Source organism: Methyloversatilis universalis EHg5 (genome assembly GCF_000378945.1).
Lineage (GTDB): Bacteria > Pseudomonadota > Gammaproteobacteria > Burkholderiales > Rhodocyclaceae > Methyloversatilis > Methyloversatilis universalis_A.
On the sequence record NZ_KB900539.1, the window covers coordinates 655,300 to 672,417 of the forward strand.

Sequence of the window (17,118 nt, forward strand, 5' to 3'; positions counted from 1 at the left end):
CGCGCGTCACCGCCCCAGCTGCCGCCGCCGCGCCTCGGCGCTGTCGAGCGGTGCCAGACGCGCGCGGATGACCGGATAGCGCTGCGCCGCCTCGGCGTTGATGCGCATCCAGTGCTGCTGGTCGTCCGGCAGATCGAATTCCTCGACGATGGCGCCGACCGGGCAGGCCGGTATGCAGGCGCTGCAGTCTATGCACACCTCCGGGTTGATGTAGACCCGCACCTCGTTCACATGGAAGCAGGCCACCGGGCAGCTTGCCACGCAGTCGGTGTAGCGGCAGCCGCGGCAGTTATCAGTCACGACATGGGTCATCGCTCACACCCTCTGCACGTCGACGCGGTTGTCGGAATAGGTGCCGGCCTGGCCCAGATTGCAGTGCCGGGTCGAAGTGGTCGAGTTCACCGCGGTGCCGCTGCGGTTCAGACCCGGCCAGTGGCCGACATTGGTCATCATCAGTCCGGGCCACACGTCTTCGCTCACTTCGGCGCGCGCCTCGAAGGCGCCGCGTTCGTTGAACACCCGCACATAGCTGCCCTGTTCGATGCGGCGCGGCGCGGCGTCGATCGGATGGATGACGATGATCTGTTCGCCCTGCCGCCGCTGCTGCGTCGGCTCGTTCGCGTACTGCGTGTTCAGGAAGGCGTGCGGCTTCGGTGACACCAGACTGATGGGGAAGGCGGCTTCGCCGTCCGCGGCCAGCGTTTCCGCCGGCGGAATGTAATTGGGCACCGGATCGACCGGCGTGCCGGGCTGGAAGGCTTCGTAGCCGGAGCGCCAGACCGGTGCGACGAAGTTGCCGCTGGCGGCCAGACTGGCGGCGAATTCGCACTTGCCCGAAGGTGTCTTGAAATCGCCGGTGGCGTGCGGTGCGCGTTCGTCCGGCGCGCCGACGTTCAGCCGCATCCAGCCTTTTTCCTTCAGCAGATCCAGCGTGATGCCCTTCATCACCGGCGCGTCCCAGTCATAGCTGCGCGCCAGCATGTCCCAGTCGTCGAGATCCCAGTGCGCGTCGGTGAAGCCCATGGTTTTCGCCAGACGGCGGAACAGTTCGACATTGGGTACGCATTCACCCGGCGGTGCGATGGCGGGCTGGTTCAGCGACACGTAGAAGTGGCCCCAGGTGACCATGATGTCCAGCTGTTCCGCCTGCATCGTGGCCGGCAGCAGGATGTCGGCGTACTTGGCGGTGTCGGTCATGAACAGTTCGCTGCACACGGTAAACAGGTCTTCGCGCAGCAGGCCTTCGACGATGGTGCCGGCGGCCGGCGCCTGCGATACCGGGTTCGAGTTGTAGACGAACAGCGACTGGATCGGCGGGTCCAGCGGCATGGCACCGGTCAGCGCGGCGCCCAGATCCAGCTCGTTCACCACCCGCGTGCCCGGCGGAATCCAGTCCGGCCGGCACAGGAAGTCGCCGCGTATCGGAAAGTCCCAGATCGACATTTCTATCGTGCCGCCACCGGGATGACGCCAGGCACCGGTCAGTGCCGGCAGACAGGTGATGGCGCGAACCGCGTCGCCGCCGCCCGGGCTGCGCTCGACCGCCACGCCCTGGCGGATGGCCGAGCGCGGCGTGCCGGCGTATTCGCGCGCCAGCGTCAGGATGTCCACCACCGGAATGCCGGTGATGTCGGACACCCGCTCGGGCGGGAATTCGGCCGCGCGCGCCTTCAGCTGGTCGAAGCCCAGCGTGTATTTCTCGACGTAGTCGTGGTCGTACAGGTCTTCGCTGATGATCACGTTCATCATGCCCAGCGCCAGCGCGGCATCGGTGCCCGGCTTGATCCGGATGTGCCAGTCCGCCTGCTTGGCGGTGCGGGTGCGCACCGGGTCGATCACCACCACCCTGGCGCCGGCCGCCTTCGCCTTCAGCACGAAGGGCCAGGCGTGCAGATTGGTGTTGAGCATGTTCATGCCCCACACGATGATGTACTTCGATACCGCCAGGCTTTCCACATCCATGCCGCCGATCGGCCCTACGGTCATGATCCACGCGGTGGACGAGCCGGATTCGCAGTAGGTCTTCTCGGCCACGGTGGAGCCGAGCCGGTTGAAGAAGGCGTCGCCCGAGGTCAGTCCGTTCAGCGTGCCCTGATGGCCCAGATAGGCGTGCGGCATGATGGCCTGTGCGCCGTACTGCGCGATGATGTCGGTCCATTTGGACTTGATCGTCGCCAGCGCCTCGTCCCAGCTGATGCGCTCGAACATGCCCGCGCCCTTGGGGCCGACCCGCTTCATCGGGTACAGCAGGCGGTCCGGGTTGTAGTGGTGCTCGGCGAAGTTCTTCAGCTTCACGCACAGCCCGCCGCGCGTCATCGGGTGATCGGGGTCGCCGGTCACCTCGACTAGTTTCCCGTCCTCGACGTGGTACAGGAAGGCACAGGTGTCGGGGCAGTCCTGCGGACAGGCACCGCGTACGACACGGGTTTCGCTCGAATGGGTGGACATGGCTTGCTCCCGGTAGAGGTGGATGGTCGGGCCCTCTGCGGGGTCCGCTCCTGATGTCTGCCGGGTGAAAGTTAGTCAGCGCTGCGCAAGCGAGACAGGGCCAGTCCGAGAAAAAAGGATGGTGCCAGCGCCGGGGCCCGACGGCCGCGGTCAGCGACCGAGCGCGTCGGCCAGCCCGGCGATGCCTTGTTCGATCTGCGGTTCGGCCAGATGGGTGTAGCCCAGCATCAGGCAGCGTTCGTGCCCGGGCAGCTGTTCGTGGAAGCACACCGGGCTGTCGGACAGCGGATAGACGCCGGTGCCGAAGCCGCGTGCGGCGGCCTGTACGTCGGCCGCCGGCGGGCAGGATTCGGGCAGATGCAGCAGCACGTGCTGGCCGGCGTCGGCGCCCTGGATGCGGACCTCGGGCAGCCGTGCGCGCAGCGCGCCGACCAGCGCGTTGCGGCGTGCCTCATGGGCGGTGCGCAGCCGGCGCAGATGGGTGTCGTAACTGCCGTCGCGGATGAACTGCGCCAGCGCCGCCTGTTCCAGCCAGGGCAGGCCGTTGTCCATCAGCGACTTGATGGTGGTCGCGGTGCGCACCAGATCGCGCGGCAGCACCATGTAGCCGATGCGCAGGCCGGGCCCGAGCGAGCGGGTGAAGGCATTCACGTAGATGACGCAGCCGTTGCGGTCCAGCGACTGCAGCGTGGGCAGCGGCGCGCCTTCGTAGCGGAAGTCGGCGTCGTAGTCGATTTCCAGGATGTAGGCACCGTTGCGCGCCGCCCATTCGAGCAGCGCCAGCCGGCGGTGCAGCGGCATTGTGCCGCCGGTCGGAAACTGGTGTGACGGCGTGACATAGACCAGCTTCACCCGCCGCTGCGGCAGCTGACGCACGTCCACGCCGTGCGCATCCACCGTCACCGGAATGATCTGCGCGCCATAGCTTTCGAACAGGAAGGCCGCACCGCGGTAGGTGGGCGCTTCCATCACCACCGGCGTGCGGGTGCCGACGAAAAGATGCGCCACCAGATCGATGCCCTGCTGGAAGCCGGCCACCAGCATCACCTGTTCGGCGGACGCCACCATGCCGCGCGTGGTCGCCAGATGGTTCACGATGAGCTGGCGCAGTTCGGGCAGGCCGGCCGGGTGGCTGTATTCGCTCATGCGCTCGGCCGCACCACCGAGGCATTCGGTGATCAGCTTGCGCCAGATGCGCTCCGGGAAGCTGCGCGGATCGATGCGGCCGAACACGAAGTCGGCGCTCAGCGCCGGCTGTGCCGGCCGGTGCAGGCCGGTCAGCCCGCGCCCGCCGTAGGGCAGCGGCAGGTTCAGTGCGCGGTGTTCGGCGCCGCTGCGCAGGTCGTCGCGGCTGTCGGGCGAGCGGATGAGGTGGTCGGGCAGCGTACGCGCGACGAAGGTGCCGACCGCGCGTTCGGTGTACAGATAGCCCTGTGCGATCAGTTCGTCGTAGGCGGCGGTGACCGTGTTGCGCGATACGCCGATCTGGCGCCCGAGGTCGCGCGTGGCTGGCACTGGCGCACCCGGCGGCAGCATGTGGTGTTCGATCAGCGCGCGCATCTGCGCGACGATCTGCGCCTGCAGCGTGCTGTCGCGGGACGTGTCGAGGAGGATGGGCAGATGCACGGCGTGGGGTCGGGAGAAGTCGTTCCGGCGGCCGGCCCGGCCGCGCATGCCCTGCAGATTAGCAGCAGTGCGGCCGGGGCCGGTCTATACCCAAAGAACGCAAGGAAGGCGCAGCGCCGCCGCGGGATGGCAGCGGAACGCGGCGCACGCATCACGGGAGACGACATGACGGCCCTGGACAGGGGAAGCTGGGCGCTGGTGACCGGTGCATCGAGCGGGCTGGGGGTCGAGTTCGCGCACCTGCTTGCCGAACGCGGATGCAATCTGGTGCTGGTGGCGCGCGGTGCCGAGCCGCTGAAGGCGCTGGCCACCGGACTGATGGCGGCCTGCCGGATCACGGTGCACGTGGAAGTGCTGGATCTGGCGCAGCCGGATGCGGCCGAAGAACTGAAGCGGCGCACCGACCGCCAGGGGCTGCGCATCGATGTGCTGATCAACAACGCCGGCGTCGGCGTGCATGGCGATTTCGTCAGCGCCGACCCGCAGCGGCTGCAGCAGATGCTGGACCTCAATGTGTCGACGCTCACCCGGCTGGCCCGGCTGTACGGCGAGGACATGCGCCGGCGCGGTCGTGGCCGCATGCTGCTGGTCGCCAGCCTGCTCGGTTTCATGGCGTCGCCGGCCTATGCCGCCTACGCGGCCAGCAAGGCCTATGTGCTCAGCCTGGGCGAAGCGCTGCACGACGAACTGGCGCCGCACGGCGTCACCGTCACCGTGCTGGCGCCCGGGCTGACCGATACCGCCTTCACGCGTACCGCCGGCCACGAAGCGTCCGCCACGCTGAAACTCATGCTGATGCAGCCACGACCTGTGGCCGAAGCCGGCCTGCGCGCGCTGGAAGCCGGGCGTGCCTGCGTGGTGCCGGGCCTGATGAACAGGCTGTCGGCCTGGTCGGTGCGCATCACGCCACGCGGCATCCACCGCCGCATCATGCAGGCGCTGCTGTCCTGAGGCGCGGTGGCCTCAGGCCGCCACCCGGAAGGTGAGATTGATGCGACAGGCGCCGGTCAGCGGATGTTCGGCGTGCGCAAGCGGCTGCACGCCGTGGAATGCAAGCCGCGACGGCCCGCCCCACACCACCACGTCGCCATGCACCAGACGCAGCTTCAGCGTCCGGTCGCTGCGACGCAGGCCACCGAACAGGAAGGTCGCCGGTATGCCCAGCGACAGCGACACGATGGGCGCGCCGTAGTCACGCTCGTTGCGGTCCTGATGCAGCGTGAGCCGGGCGCCCGGCGCGTAGCGGTTGATCAGGCAGGCGTCCGGCACGAAGCCGGGGAAGCCGGCCCGTTCGGCGGCCTGCCGGGCCAGTGCCAGAAAGCACCCGGGCAGGGCGGGCCAGGGGCGGCCGGTGTGCGGGTCGCGCGCGGTGTAGCGATAGCCGGTTTCGTCCGAGTGCCAGCCCAGCGTGCCGCAGCTGGTGGTGGCTACCGACATCGTGTGGCCGCCCGGCGTGACCAGATGGCGGAAGGGCGAGGTGGCCGCGATGTCCGCGAGGGCGGCCAGCAGGTCGGGTGCAGCGTCGCGGGCGAAACCGCGCAACAGCGACGCACCCGGCGCCAGCGGCTGCAGGCCGGTTGCGCGCTCCTGCTCGTCGAACAGGTCCATCAGCCGCCGCGTTCCCGGTCCAGCAGTGCGCGCTTGCGTGCCACGCCCCAGCGGTAGCCGGACAGGTTGCCGTCGGTGCGCACCACGCGGTGACAGGGCACCGCCACCGCCAGCGTGTTGGCGGCGCAGGCACTGGCGACTGCGCGCACCGCGGCCGGTGCGCCGATGCGCTGGGCCAGTTCGCTGTAGCTCACGGTCGCGCCGGGCGGAATCGCGCGCAGCGCCGCCCACACCCGCTGCTGGAAGGCGGTGCCGCGAATGTCCAGCGGCAGCTCCAGACCGATGCCCGGTGCTTCGACGAAGCCCGCCACTTCCGCCACCCGGCGCGCGAAGGCCGGGTCGTCGCCAGTCAGGCGCGCCTGCGGAAAGCGGTCCTGCAGCGCGCGTGCCAGCGCGTCCGGGTCGTCGCCGAGCGCGATTGCGCACACGCCGCGCCCGCTCTCGGCCACCAGCAGCGCGCCCAGTGCGCACTGCGCGATCGCGAAGCGGATGTCGGTGTCGGCGCCGCCGGCGCGGTAGCTGCGGGGTGTCATGCCCAGCGGCTGCGCCGATTTTTCATAGACACGGCTGGTCGACCCGTAGCCGGCGTCGACGATGGCTGCGGTCACTGATGCCCCGTCGGCCAGACGTGAGCGCAGCCGCTCTGCGCGGCGGGCGGCTGCCCAGGCGCGCGGGGTCAGGCCGGTGTGCGCCTTGAACACGCGCAGCAGATGGAAGCGGCTGAGCCCGGCCGACGCGGCCAGCGCGTCCAGCGACGGCAGGGTGTCGGCGGCGTCGATCTGCCGGCACAGTGCCGCGACCAGCGCGGCCTGCCTTTCGGCCAGCGGCGGCAGGTCAGGGCGGCAGCGCCGGCAGGGGCGGAAGCCGGCCGCTTCCGCGTCGGCCGCGCTCGCGTGAAAGCCCACGTTTTCCGGGCGCGGCGTGCGCGCGCCGCAGGACGGGCGGCAATACACGCCGGTGCTGCGCACCGAGTAGAAGAAACGTCCGTCCGCCGCGGCATCGCGCGTGCGCACCGCGTCCCAGCGCGGGTCGGCCAGCGTGGCGGCCGCCCGCGCGCGGGTGGGCGAGGAGACTGGCGAGGTGAGGGGCGTGGTGGGAAGCGTGTTCGGATTCATTGTCGAGGCCATCGTTCCGGAGCGGCACGCGCGGTGCCGATGGACGGACCTTAATCGTCGCATGTCCGGTGCGCACTCCGCGGCTTGCTTTCGAATTCGTGCTTGCCCGGTCGGGCACGGCTGCCGATACTCGGCTGCCATGAACACCCCCGATTTTCGCGAAGCCGAACGCTTTCTCGCCGCGCTGGACCCGGACTGGGCGGCGCTGGTCGCCACCGTCGGCCCCTGCCTGCACGCGCCCAAGCCGCTGCGCGAGCCGTGGCAGGCGCTGCTGCGCGCGGTCGCCTACCAGCAGCTCAGCGTGCGCGCCGGCGACACCATGATCGCGCGCTTTCTTGCGCTCTACGGCGACCCTGTTTTTCCGTCGCCGCAGCAGGTGTGCGACACGCCGGTCGAGGCGCTGCGGGCCTGCGGTTTTTCCGGCCGCAAGGCGGACACGCTGCGCGCCATCGCGGCGGCTGCGCTCGACGGCACGGTGCCGACGCTGGCCGAGGCGCTCACGCTGAGCGACGACGCGCTGGTCGCCCGGCTCACCCCGCTGCACGGCATCGGCCGGTGGACGGTGGAGATGATGCTCATCTACACGCTGGGTCGCACCGACCTGCTGCCGGCGGACGATCTGGGCGTGCGCGACGGCTAGACCGCCCGCCGACACCGCGGCAGATGACTGAACTGGCGCTGCCCTGGTCGCCGCACCGCACCGCCGCCAGCTGGTATCTGTGGCGGGTGCCGCGCACCGTCTGAAGTCCGCGCCTACCAGTACTTCTCGAATAGCATGGTGCCCGGGCTGTTGCGCCGGCAGGGCGTGAAGCCGCGCGCTGACAGCAGGGCCCGCAGATCGGTGGTGAAGGCCGGATTGCCGCACACCATGACCCGGCTGCCCGCCGGCTCCAGCGTGGCGTCTGCTGCTGACTGCAGCAGGCCGTCCCCGATCAGCTGCGGGATGCGGCCGGCCAGTGCGCCAGCCTCCGTTTCGCGCGTGACCACCGGCAGGTAGCGCAGCCGCCCGCCGGACGCCGCCACAGCGGCCTCGATCTCGTCGCGGTAGCTCAGTTCGGCGGCCCGGCGCACGCTGTGCACCAGCACAGCATGGCGGTGGCGATCCAGCGCCCCCGGCGTGCGCAGCAGCGAGATATAGGGGCCAAGACCGGTGCCGGTGGCCAGCATCCACAGCGTGTCGCCGGGTGCGAGCTGGCTTTCCAGGAAGAAACCGAATACCGCCTGTTCCAGCAGCACCGGGTCGCCTTCGCCCAGCCGCGCCAGCTGCGAGGTGAAGGCGCCGTCCGGCACCCGTACCAGCACGATTTCCAGCGCCTCGTCGTCCGGCGCGGACACGATGGAGTAGGGGCGCCACACCGCGGTGGCCGGCGCATCCACCGGCAGGCCGAGCCGCAGATAGTGCCCGGGCTGGAAGCGGAAGCCGGCCGGCCGCTCGATGCGCAGCGACCACAGGTCCGCGGTCCAGCGGCGGATGGCGCGTATGCGCTGCGCGCTGGCCTGCGGCACGCGTGACGGGGTGCCGGGTGTTGCGGTGGCGGTGTCGTTCATGGACGTCTCCTTCGCCCCTTCCGTCATCCAGGGGCTCCGTCAGGATGACAGCGGCCGCGCGCCATCGGTTCGCGGCAAGTTTGCGTCAGCGCAAGGAAGGGGGGCTGGCGGAGGAACAGACTGGCGCGTCCGCATCTGCGCACTTCGCCGGCAAGGAGGCCCGCCATGAGCGCCCGTCATCGTCAGCTGCCCCTCGTCTATGCCTGCTCCGGCTGTTCCAGCGCGGCGCAGATGGCTAATCACATCGCGGTGAAGCTGGACCGCAGCGAGCGGGCGGAAATGTCCTGCATCGCCGGGGTAGGCGGCGACGTCGAACCGCTGGTGCGGGTCGCGCTGTCAGGCCGCCCGATTCTGGCGCTCGACGGCTGCCCGCTGGAGTGCGTGCGCCACAGTCTTGCGCGACACGATCTGCAGCCGGACCGTCACCTGCGGCTGCACGAACACGGCGTGCGCAAGCGTCAGCACGGCGAGTTCGACGCGGACGAAGCGCAGCGGCTGTTCGAGCGGGCCGCAGTGCTGGCCGATGAGCTGGCCGCAGCAGCGGCGCCGGACGATCCGGGCCCGGTCTGATCCGCGTCAATGCGGTCCCGCCCGGCGCTGCTTGACTGGAAGTTCCACACAGCGAGGAGAACGGCATGAAGGATGGAGCGAAGCGTCGGCACGGGCCGAAGGGCGGTCAGGGTTTCGCACTTGGCCTCGCACGCGGAGGTCGGGCTGTGGCGGCCGGTCTGGCGCTGGCCGCGATGCTGGTGGTCAGCGGTCCGGCCGGTGCGGTGTCGCGGCTCACCTTTTCCGGCGTGGTGGACAGCCTGAGCGCCGGCTATGCGATTCCGGGTGTTGCGGTCGGCGATGCGGTATCCGGCTCGCTGCTGTTCGACCCCACGGTGGTCGACGGTCAGCCGCTGAATTGGATGGGCTATTACCCGGGCGCCATCACCGGCTTCAGCGCCACCCTTGGGTCGCAGCACTACACCCAGTACACCGCGCAGGCGCCGAACAGCGAAATCGACGTGATCAATGACGAATTCGTGCTCGGTCTGTATCGCGACACCCTGCTGTTCCGCGTGGCGGTGGTCGAGGCGGCGACGCCGGATCTGCCGCGCTTCTTCCAGCTCACCTTCGGCAACAGCACCGCCACGCCGTCGGCCTCGCTCACCGGCGACGACGTGCCCGCGAGCTGGGCGGCCGGCAGTTTCGCGCTGCAGCGCGGCTTCATCACCGTGCTGCCGCCGGGCGCCAGCCAGGGCAATAACTTCGTGCTGAATGCGGTCGAGGTGGCACCGGTACCGGAGCCGCGCATGTCGCTGCTCATGCTGGCCGGCCTGTCGCTGCTGTGGCTGGGCGCCCGCCTGAGCGAGCGCCGCCACGCCCCGGCGCGCTGAGGCGCCGGGGGGCGCGGGCTTACTGCGGCACCGCGCCCATGGTGGCCGGATTGAAGGGCTGGCCGTTCACCGTGATCTGGCCCTTGCTGAAGGCGGCCTTCACCGTGAGCTGACCGTTGGCGCGGCTGACCAGACCCTGGTCGACGAAGGTGGTGAGCTGCTGGTCGAACATGGCATTGGCCATCGCGGCGACCTCCTGCGGGTCGGCCTCTTCGCCGTAGCTGGCGTAGATCTGGCCCTGGTTGCGGCCGGACACGGTTTCGCGCACCAGCACTTCGGGCAGCGACAGTTCACCCGAGGCGTCCAGTTTGGCCAGCAGGCCGAGCGGATTCGACAGGTCGTCCGGCGTGATGCCGGCCAGCGCCACCTGCGCACTGAGCGAAGCCGGGCCTTGCGGCGTGCTGAAGGCGAGGCGGTCGATCGCAATCACCGGCGCGTGGCCCAGCAGTTCCAGCGCCGGCCCCATCAGCTGACCCATCTGGGCCTGCATGGCTGCCGGATTGAGCATGGTCTGCGGGTCGGACGACATCGCGACGAAGCTGCGGTACATGCGCGAAGCGGTCTGCGCGTGCAGGTGACGGAAGGAGAAGTCGTAATGCGCCGGCCCGTAGTTCGCGCCGGCCACGGTCAGCTTTTCGCTGCCGATGCGGGCGATCAGGTCGATGAAATCGCCCTGCTTCGGAATGTCGACCTCGTACACCACCTTGGCCAGTTCCACCGGCGGCAGCGTGCCGCTCGGGTCATGGATGCCGAAGCTGTCCAGCGTGAAGCGCTGGGTGCCGGTGTAGAGCAGCGGGTCGTCGGCGAACAGCCGCGTCTGGTCGCCGCTGAAGGCCAGGCCCTGCATCACGATGCGCCCGCCCTTGGCGTCGGTCATGTCCATCTTCGGCGCGCTGCCCTGCATGGTGTAGCGGGCCATGCCTTCCTCGAAATCGACGCGGGCGGTAATGCCGTCCCACACCACGTGCAGCGCGTCCGACGGGTCGCTGACCGGCAGATCGAAGGTGAACCCCGGGCTGCTGAAATCCGAGCGGCCGCCGCCGGCGAAGTGATAGACGGTGCGCACTTCGATCGGCTTCCTGTCGCCGAACACCTTTTTCACCCATTCCTTCGCTTCGCCTTCGAGCACCAGTTCGGCATGCGCGACACCGGCGTCGAATTCGGCGCCACCCAGCCACGGTCCGTGGCGGATGTCGGAGCGCACGGTGATCTTCACCGCCTCCATGGCCGGGCCGCCGGCCTGCTGCATGGCGCGGGTGACATCGCCCATCAGTTCGAAGGTGACGGTTTCGGTCGATGAGAACAGGCCGCGCTGGTAGTCGCGCTTGACCACCTTGATGCTGGGTATGCCTTCGACCTGCTTCGCCTGGTCGTTCAGTGAAGTCTCGATGCGCTGGCCGAGATACCAGGCACTGCCGGCATAGGCAGCGGGAAGGGCGATCGCGGCGATCAGGGCGGCTTTTTTCATGGTTCGGATAATCCCTGTGTGGACGGACGGTCTGATGCGGCGCGCATCATGACACGGTGCTTTTGATTCACCCGTGAAATCTTCGGGCTGTCCGAACAACGGCAGGGCTTCCGTACTCCTGAAGCAGCGAAACAGTTATTTGCCGGGGTGTCGTGCGCCGAGCGGGCGCGGGGTGGCGTCCGGCGGCGGGTCGCGCGCGAGATCGGGCAGGCAGGCGATCAGCAGTGCCAGCCCGAACAGGGCGGCGGCGGTACGGATGTTCATGTCCATCGGTGCGGAGATCGGTGGCGGAAAAAAAGACCGGCGCACGCGGCGCCGGTTGCGTTCGCCCGGTACGGACGAACACCATGAGGAGACGTTGCCCCGGGCTGCTGTCGCGCAGCGCCGGGTCGGCGGCTGCGGGTGCTCAGTTCTTCATCAGCTTGAACACCCACATGGAACCGCCCTGGTTCAGGTAATTGACCTTCTTCGCGACGTCGCCGCCCCACAGCGGCACCGCGCCACCCCAACCGGCGGTGACCGCCACGTACTGTTCGCCGTCCTGTTCCCAGGTGATCGGGGGCGCGACGATGCCGGTGCCGACCTGGAAGGACCACACTTCCTTGCCGGTCTTCGCATCCGCCGCCTTCAGCAGGCCTTCCGGCGTGCCCCAGAACACCAGACCGCCCTTGGTGGTCAGCACGCCGCCCCACAGCGGCGCGTTGTTGGTGATTTCCCACACGATCTTGCCGGTCTTCGGATCGACCGCGCGCAGCGCGCCGATGTAGTCGCCGCCGATGTCCTTCGGGTCGGCGGTCTTGATGGTGAAGCCGGCACCGAGGTAGGCCGCGCCCTTCTTGTAGCTGATCGGCTCGTTCCAGATGTCCATGCTCCATTCGTTCGACGGCACGTAGAACAGGCCGGTGTCCGGGCTGTAGGCCATGGGCATCTGGTTCTTGCCGCCGAGGAAGGACGGCGACACGTGCACCGACGATCCCTTCTTGCCGTCATCGCTGGCGGTGGGGTCGCCCGGGCGCTTGGCCGGGTCGTAGATCGGGCGTCCGTTCTCGTCCAGGCCCTTGGCCCAGTCCAGCTTCTTCACGAAGGGGAAGCCGCGCTCGAACTTGCCGGTGTTGGCGTCCAGCACGTAGAAGAAGCCGTTGCGGTCGGCCTTGGCGCCGAGGCGCTTGCCGCCCGCGTCGAAGGTGACGAATTCGTTGGTGCCGTCGTAGTCCCAGCCGTCGTTCGGCGTGCCCTGGAAGTGCCACTTGATCTGGCCGGTGGCGACGTCGATGGCCACCGTCGAGCAGGAGTACAGGTTGTCGCCCGGGCGCAGGTGGCTGTTCCACGGCGCCGGGTTGCCGGTGCCGAAATAGGCCAGCCCGGTCTTGGCGTCGAAGGTGCCGCCCAGCCAGGTGGCCGCACCGCCGGTCTTCCACAGGTCGCCCTGCCAGCTTGCGTTGGTGGTGCCGCTGATGCCGTTGTCGACCTTGTTGCCGGACTCGTCGTACCTGTAGCCCATGTGGCCTTCGATGGTCGGGCGCACCCACACCATCTTGCCGGTCTTGGCGTCGCGCGCCTCGACCCGGCCGATGATGCCGAATTCGCCGCCGGACACGCCGGTCAGCACCAGCCCCTTGGCGATGATGGGCGCGGCGGACGACGAGTAACCGGCCTGGTAATCGTCGATCTTTTCCTTCCACACCACCTTGCCGGTGTTCTGGTCGAGTGCGACCAGCTGGGCGTCCAGCGTGGCGTAGATGACCAGGTTGTCGTACACCGCGGCGCCGCGGTTGATCACGTCGCAGCAGGGCATGATGCCTTCGGGCAGCCGGTGCTCGTAGGACCACAGCTTGCGGCCGGTCTTCGCGTCGAGCGCGAACAGGCGCGAGTAGGAGGCGGTGATGAACATCTTGCCGCCGACCACCAGCGGCTGCGCTTCCTGGCCGCGCTGCTTCTCGCCGCCGTAGGAGAAGGACCAGGCCGGCACCAGCCGCTTGATGTTCTTCGTGTTGATCTTCGCCAGCGGGCTGTAGCGCTGGCCTTCGGTGCCCAGACCCCAGGTCAGCACGTCGCCGGTGCTGCGGGCGTCGTTCTCGATGTCGGCGGTGGTGACGCCGGCGTGGGCCGGTGTGCCGTGTGCCAGGGTGGCCAGCACGAAGGCGGCGAGGACATGCGGTTTCATCTTCCTGTCTCCTGAGGGGCGGCTCTGCGACCGCGGACTCACCGACTGCGCAAGCGCTGTGCCAGCGCCGGGAAAGCATCCCGTTTGATGACGACGGATTGCCGAAGAACCAGTGTGGGTGTGCCTTCGACGCGTGCTGCTTGACGTCCGGCGGGCGATCAGACGCCGGCAGGAGGCGGACAGGAATCGAACGAGCGACGACAGGAGGGCGTCCGGATTCCGGACTGCGCGACAGACGTGAAGCGGCGGACGACAGGCCCTACACTTTAGGGATCACGTCGTCATTCCGGAGCCGGCATGAAAATCCGTCTGCTGCTGTTGTGCGCCTGTCTGCCGTGGCTGTCGGCCGCCGCTGCGGGCATTCCTGCCGACGGGCGCCATTGCGCGCTGGTGAAACCGCCGGCCGATGCCGGTGCCTACGCCACACCCGGCGGCTTTCTGCTGGTGTGGCCGCGCAACGCCGGCTTTTCGCGCGACTACAGCGGCTGCCGCACGCTGTGGGTGATGCAGTCGGCGGACGACACGCCGCTGCTGATGCGCCTCTATTTCCGCAGTGGCCGGCTGGAGGCGGTACAGGGGTTCGACGGGCGGGGCGGTCAGGACGCGCGCACCTGCGTCCGCCCCTTCGACGCGCCCGGTTGCGGCGGCATCGAGGGCAATCCGCTGACCGCGCCCGATCTGCCGACCTGGCCGCGGCTGTGCACCGAACAGCCGGACCACGCGGCTTGCCGGCGCGATCCCGAATGAAGCGGCTGGTGCTGTGCGTGCTGATGCTGGCCGCGCTGCCGGTGCAGGCGGAGGATGTCGACGTTTTCCTCAGCCGCTTCCGCAGCGCGCTGGTGGCACGCGATGCCGTGGCCATCGCCGATCTCACGCAGCTGCCCTTTCTGTACCAGGGCCGGTGGCTGGACCGCGCTGCTTTCATCCGCGCGGTGCCCGAACTGTTCGACGCGCGGCTCAGCCGCTGTCTGGCGCAGGCGCGCCCGCAGACCGAAGGACAGGACCGCCTGCTGCATTGCGCGCCCCATGCCTTCTACCTGCGCATCGGCGCCGACCGCCGCTGGCGACTGGCGGAATTCACTGCCGACGGCGAGGACCTGCCATGAACTGGCACACCGTCTATGACATTTCGACCGCCGATGCCGGCGAATACATCGGCTTCGTGCTGTTCGGCGCCGGCATGCTGGTGCTGGCCGGCGGCTTTCTGTGGCGGGCGCGCCGGCGCGGCGAACGTTCGCCCACCGCGAAGGTGGTGGCCGGCTTCGGCGCACTGGTGGCGGTACTGGGCTATGGCATCAATACCTGGGACCAGAACCGGCTGGCCGCTCATCTGGCGGCGGGCGAGGTGCAGACCGTGGACGGCGCGGTGTTCGCCTACGCGCGCTGGCGCGAGGACATCACCGACAGCCGCCGCGACAGCACGCGCCGCTACCGCCACTGGGAGCGGGTGGTGGTCGGTGGCATCACCTTCATCTGGCCCCCGGGCGCGCAGCAGCCCGGTTTCACCAATGCGCAGACGCCGCCGCTGGATCTGCGCGACGGTGTCTGGCTGCGCATCACCTGGGTCGAGGACGTGGCGGACGAGGCTTCGCAGCGCCGCATCGTGAAGCTGGAAACCGGCGATCCGCCTGCCGGCTACGCGGCCCCGGCGGCCGGCAGCTTCGGCGTGCCGACCGCGGTGCTGCCGGGTGCACCCTATCCGTCGGTGCTGAAGTGAAATCCTTTCACCGCCGCACCGCACGACCGGCACCGCAGCCTTCGGCTGCCGTGAAGGCGCCGCCGGACCGCGGCGGTCAGGTGCGCATCGATGCGCTGCTGGTGATGAGAGGTCTGGCACCGTCGCGTGCTGCGGCGCAACGGCTGATCGATGCCGCTGTCGTGAGCGTGGACGGATCGCCCGTGCTCCGGGCTTCGCAGACCGTGGCGCCCGATTGCTGCGTCGCCATATCGGACGGGGACTGAGCGCGGTCAACTGGCGCGCGGCCGCGGGTCGCTATATATATGCGCCCGGCGTCCGCACCGCGCCGCGCACGCATCCACGAGAACCGTCATGAACGCCACTGCACGCCAGCCCGGACCGGGCGAACTTCAGCCCCTGTTCAATCTGTACAACGCCGGCCGTCTGGCTGAAGCGGTGACGGCCGCGCGCCAGCTGGTCGCCCGCTACCCGGCCGCGGTGGTGGTGCACAGCGTGCTCGGTTCGGCGCTGGCCGGCCTGGGCCGGCTGGACGAGGCGGAACAGGCGTTTGCCGCTGCGGTGAAGGCCAACCCGGCGTCGGCCGAACTGCTCACCAATCTCGGTCTGGTGCAGCAGCAGCGCGGCCGGCTGGACGAAGCGCTGGCCACCTATACCCGCGCGGTCGCCATCCGGCGCGACTTTCCCGAACTGCTGTACAACCTGGGCGGGGTGCAGGACGCACTGGGCCGGCTGGACGAGGCAGCTGCCAGCTACCGGCGCGCGATCGCACTGCAGCCGCGCTTTGCGCTCGCCCATTTCAACCTCGGCACCGTGCTTGACCGGGCCGGTGCGCGCGACGAGGCCATCGCCAGCTACCGGCGCGCGGTGGACGCGGAGCCCGGTTTCGTCGAGGCGTGGTCCAATCTCGGTGCCGCGCTGCAGAAATCGGGCGATGCCGAACAGGCGGTGCGCTGCTACCAGAAGGCGCTGGACATCCAGCCCAACGCCACCGCCTGGTTCAATCTGGGCACCGCGCAGCGCGCCTACGGCCTGATGATGGATGCGGCCGAAAGCTACCGGCGCGCGATCGCGCTGGCGCCGGAATATGCCGACGCCCACAGCAATCTGGGCGAAATCCTGCGCGATCAGGGCGACGGCGAAGGCACGCTGGCCGCCTTCCGCGCTGCGCTGGCGATTGACCCGGGCCACGGCGGCGCGCACTACAACCTCGGCCTGCTGCACCACGATCTGCACGAGTACGACAAGGCGCTGCCCTATTTCGAGAAGGCGCGCGTGCTCGATGCTGACGACCGGGTGCTGTACTGCCTGTACAAGCTGCGTCGCAGCGACGAGTTCGAAGCACGGCTGCAGGCGCGGCTGGGCGAACGCCATCGTTCGCCGATGCTGGCCACGCTGTCGGCCCATCACGCGACCAACCGTCGCCGGCCTGACCCGTACCGCTTCTGCCCGGACCCGGTGGCGCTGGTGCATCACGCCCGTCTCGACCCGCTGACCGACCCGGCCGACAGCCTGCTGGCCGATCTGCTGCGCGATGTGACCAACGCCGACATCCAGCAGCGCAAGCAGGGCCGGCTGCACTACGGCGTGCAGTCGTCCGGCCACCTGTTCCGGCGACCGGAAGCGTCGTTCGCGCGGCTGATGACGCTGATCCGCGACGAAATCGATCGCTACCGGCAGCGGCTGGCCGGGGAGGCGTGCGTATATGCGCAGGACTTTCCGCCGACCACCGAATTCGCCAGTTCCTGGTACGTGAAGATGAGCAGGGGTGGCCACCTCACCTCGCACATCCACGAAGAGGGCTGGCTGTCCGGCGTGCTCTACCTCGCCATGCCCTCGGACCGGCCGGCCGGCAGCACCGATGGCGGCATCGAATTCAGCACCGACGGCGACGACTACCCGCGCGAGCACGACGACTTTCCGCGCCGCACCCTGCTGCCCGAGGTCGGCGACATCGTGCTGTTCCCGTCCTCGCTGTTCCACCGCACCATTCCGTTCCAGTCGAACGAAGAGCGCATCTGCATCGCTTTCGACGTGAAGCCGGCGGTGGCCGGCGACTGAGA

At 69.2% G+C, this 17,118-nt stretch carries 18 protein-coding genes; 9 read left to right on the forward strand and 9 right to left on the reverse strand.

Annotation, left to right across the window (positions count from 1 at the left end; translation table 11 throughout):
• Window positions 1-6 precede the first annotated feature (6 nt).
• From METUNV2_RS0102995 to pdxR, 3 genes are all read right to left on the reverse strand, one after another.
• Entirely contained in the window at window positions 7-312 is a 306-nt protein-coding gene (locus METUNV2_RS0102995; protein ID WP_026187830.1) for a ferredoxin family protein, read from the reverse strand.
• Window positions 313-315: 3 nt separating this feature from the next.
• Entirely contained in the window at window positions 316-2,448 is a 2,133-nt protein-coding gene (locus METUNV2_RS0103000) for a molybdopterin-containing oxidoreductase family protein (RefSeq protein WP_018228038.1), read from the reverse strand.
• Between the two features lie 150 nt (window positions 2,449-2,598).
• Window positions 2,599-4,074: a MocR-like pyridoxine biosynthesis transcription factor PdxR gene (pdxR, locus tag METUNV2_RS0103005; protein WP_018228039.1), complete on the reverse strand. Its 1,476-nt coding sequence runs from the start codon at window positions 4,072-4,074 to the stop codon at window positions 2,599-2,601.
• Window positions 4,075-4,239: 165 nt separating this feature from the next.
• Between pdxR and METUNV2_RS0103010 the strand changes: the two genes are divergently transcribed.
• Window positions 4,240-5,025 carry an SDR family NAD(P)-dependent oxidoreductase gene (locus tag METUNV2_RS0103010; protein WP_026187831.1) on the forward strand — a complete coding sequence of 262 codons (786 nt, stop codon included), beginning with the start codon at window positions 4,240-4,242 and terminating at the stop codon, window positions 5,023-5,025.
• A gap of 12 nt (window positions 5,026-5,037) precedes the next feature.
• On the opposite strand, the gene alkB is transcribed toward METUNV2_RS0103010, so the two are convergent.
• Both alkB and ada read right to left on the reverse strand, forming a co-directional pair.
• The gene (alkB, locus tag METUNV2_RS0103015) at window positions 5,038-5,682 is read right to left on the reverse strand and encodes a DNA oxidative demethylase AlkB (protein ID WP_018228041.1); all 645 of its coding nucleotides are present in this window, start codon (window positions 5,680-5,682) and stop codon (window positions 5,038-5,040) included.
• The gene (gene ada, locus METUNV2_RS0103020) at window positions 5,682-6,797 is read right to left on the reverse strand and encodes a bifunctional DNA-binding transcriptional regulator/O6-methylguanine-DNA methyltransferase Ada (RefSeq protein ID WP_018228042.1); all 1,116 of its coding nucleotides are present in this window, start codon (window positions 6,795-6,797) and stop codon (window positions 5,682-5,684) included. The genes alkB and ada overlap by 1 nt, the downstream gene beginning before the upstream one ends.
• A 139-nt stretch (window positions 6,798-6,936) precedes the next feature.
• Here ada and METUNV2_RS18840 point away from each other — a divergent pair, with 139 nt between their 5' ends.
• Window positions 6,937-7,437: a DNA-3-methyladenine glycosylase family protein gene (locus METUNV2_RS18840; RefSeq protein ID WP_018228043.1), complete on the forward strand. Its 501-nt coding sequence runs from the start codon at window positions 6,937-6,939 to the stop codon at window positions 7,435-7,437.
• 113 nt (window positions 7,438-7,550) lie between these two features.
• Here the strand turns inward: METUNV2_RS18840 and METUNV2_RS0103030 are convergent, their stop codons facing one another.
• Window positions 7,551-8,345 (reverse strand): ferredoxin--NADP reductase, encoded by a 795-nt coding sequence (locus METUNV2_RS0103030; RefSeq protein ID WP_018228044.1) that lies wholly within the window; start codon window positions 8,343-8,345, stop codon window positions 7,551-7,553.
• Between the two features lie 165 nt (window positions 8,346-8,510).
• Here METUNV2_RS0103030 and METUNV2_RS0103035 point away from each other — a divergent pair, with 165 nt between their 5' ends.
• Entirely contained in the window at window positions 8,511-8,915 is a 405-nt protein-coding gene (locus METUNV2_RS0103035) for a putative zinc-binding protein (RefSeq protein WP_018228045.1), read from the forward strand.
• A gap of 65 nt (window positions 8,916-8,980) precedes the next feature.
• A complete protein-coding gene (locus METUNV2_RS0103040; RefSeq protein ID WP_232415599.1) occupies window positions 8,981-9,727 on the forward strand; it encodes a hypothetical protein in 747 nt (248 codons plus the stop codon).
• A 19-nt stretch (window positions 9,728-9,746) separates the two neighbouring features.
• Here METUNV2_RS0103040 and METUNV2_RS0103045 read toward each other — a convergent pair whose 3' ends face one another.
• The 3 genes from METUNV2_RS0103045 to METUNV2_RS0103055 all read right to left on the reverse strand — a co-directional run bounded on the left by METUNV2_RS0103045 (window position 9,747) and on the right by METUNV2_RS0103055 (window position 13,359).
• Window positions 9,747-11,195 (reverse strand): YdgA family protein, encoded by a 1,449-nt coding sequence (locus METUNV2_RS0103045; RefSeq protein WP_018228047.1) that lies wholly within the window; start codon window positions 11,193-11,195, stop codon window positions 9,747-9,749.
• A gap of 135 nt (window positions 11,196-11,330) precedes the next feature.
• Window positions 11,331-11,459, reverse strand: a complete 129-nt coding sequence (locus METUNV2_RS20195) for a hypothetical protein (RefSeq protein WP_269745065.1) — start codon at window positions 11,457-11,459, stop codon at window positions 11,331-11,333.
• A 142-nt stretch (window positions 11,460-11,601) separates the two neighbouring features.
• Window positions 11,602-13,359, reverse strand: coding sequence for a methanol/ethanol family PQQ-dependent dehydrogenase (locus METUNV2_RS0103055; RefSeq protein WP_018228049.1), 1,758 nt, complete (start codon window positions 13,357-13,359; stop codon window positions 11,602-11,604).
• A gap of 297 nt (window positions 13,360-13,656) precedes the next feature.
• On the opposite strand from METUNV2_RS0103055, the gene METUNV2_RS0103060 reads away from it, so the two are divergent.
• The 5 genes from METUNV2_RS0103060 (at window position 13,657) to METUNV2_RS0103080 (ending at window position 17,116) form a co-directional block, all read left to right on the forward strand.
• Window positions 13,657-14,106 carry a hypothetical protein gene (locus METUNV2_RS0103060; protein WP_018228050.1) on the forward strand — a complete coding sequence of 150 codons (450 nt, stop codon included), beginning with the start codon at window positions 13,657-13,659 and terminating at the stop codon, window positions 14,104-14,106.
• On the forward strand, window positions 14,103-14,465 hold the full coding sequence (locus METUNV2_RS0103065) for a hypothetical protein (protein WP_018228051.1): 363 nt from the start codon (window positions 14,103-14,105) through the stop codon (window positions 14,463-14,465). Before METUNV2_RS0103060 ends, METUNV2_RS0103065 begins: the two co-directional genes overlap by 4 nt.
• Window positions 14,462-15,076, forward strand: a complete 615-nt coding sequence (locus METUNV2_RS0103070) for a hypothetical protein (RefSeq protein ID WP_018228052.1) — start codon at window positions 14,462-14,464, stop codon at window positions 15,074-15,076. The genes METUNV2_RS0103065 and METUNV2_RS0103070 overlap by 4 nt, the downstream gene beginning before the upstream one ends.
• Window positions 15,077-15,126: 50 nt before the next feature.
• A complete protein-coding gene (locus tag METUNV2_RS0103075; RefSeq protein WP_232415601.1) occupies window positions 15,127-15,321 on the forward strand; it encodes a S4 domain-containing protein in 195 nt (64 codons plus the stop codon).
• Window positions 15,322-15,409: 88 nt separating this feature from the next.
• Window positions 15,410-17,116, forward strand: coding sequence for a tetratricopeptide repeat protein (locus tag METUNV2_RS0103080; protein WP_018228054.1), 1,707 nt, complete (start codon window positions 15,410-15,412; stop codon window positions 17,114-17,116).
• Window positions 17,117-17,118: the final 2 nt, after the last annotated feature.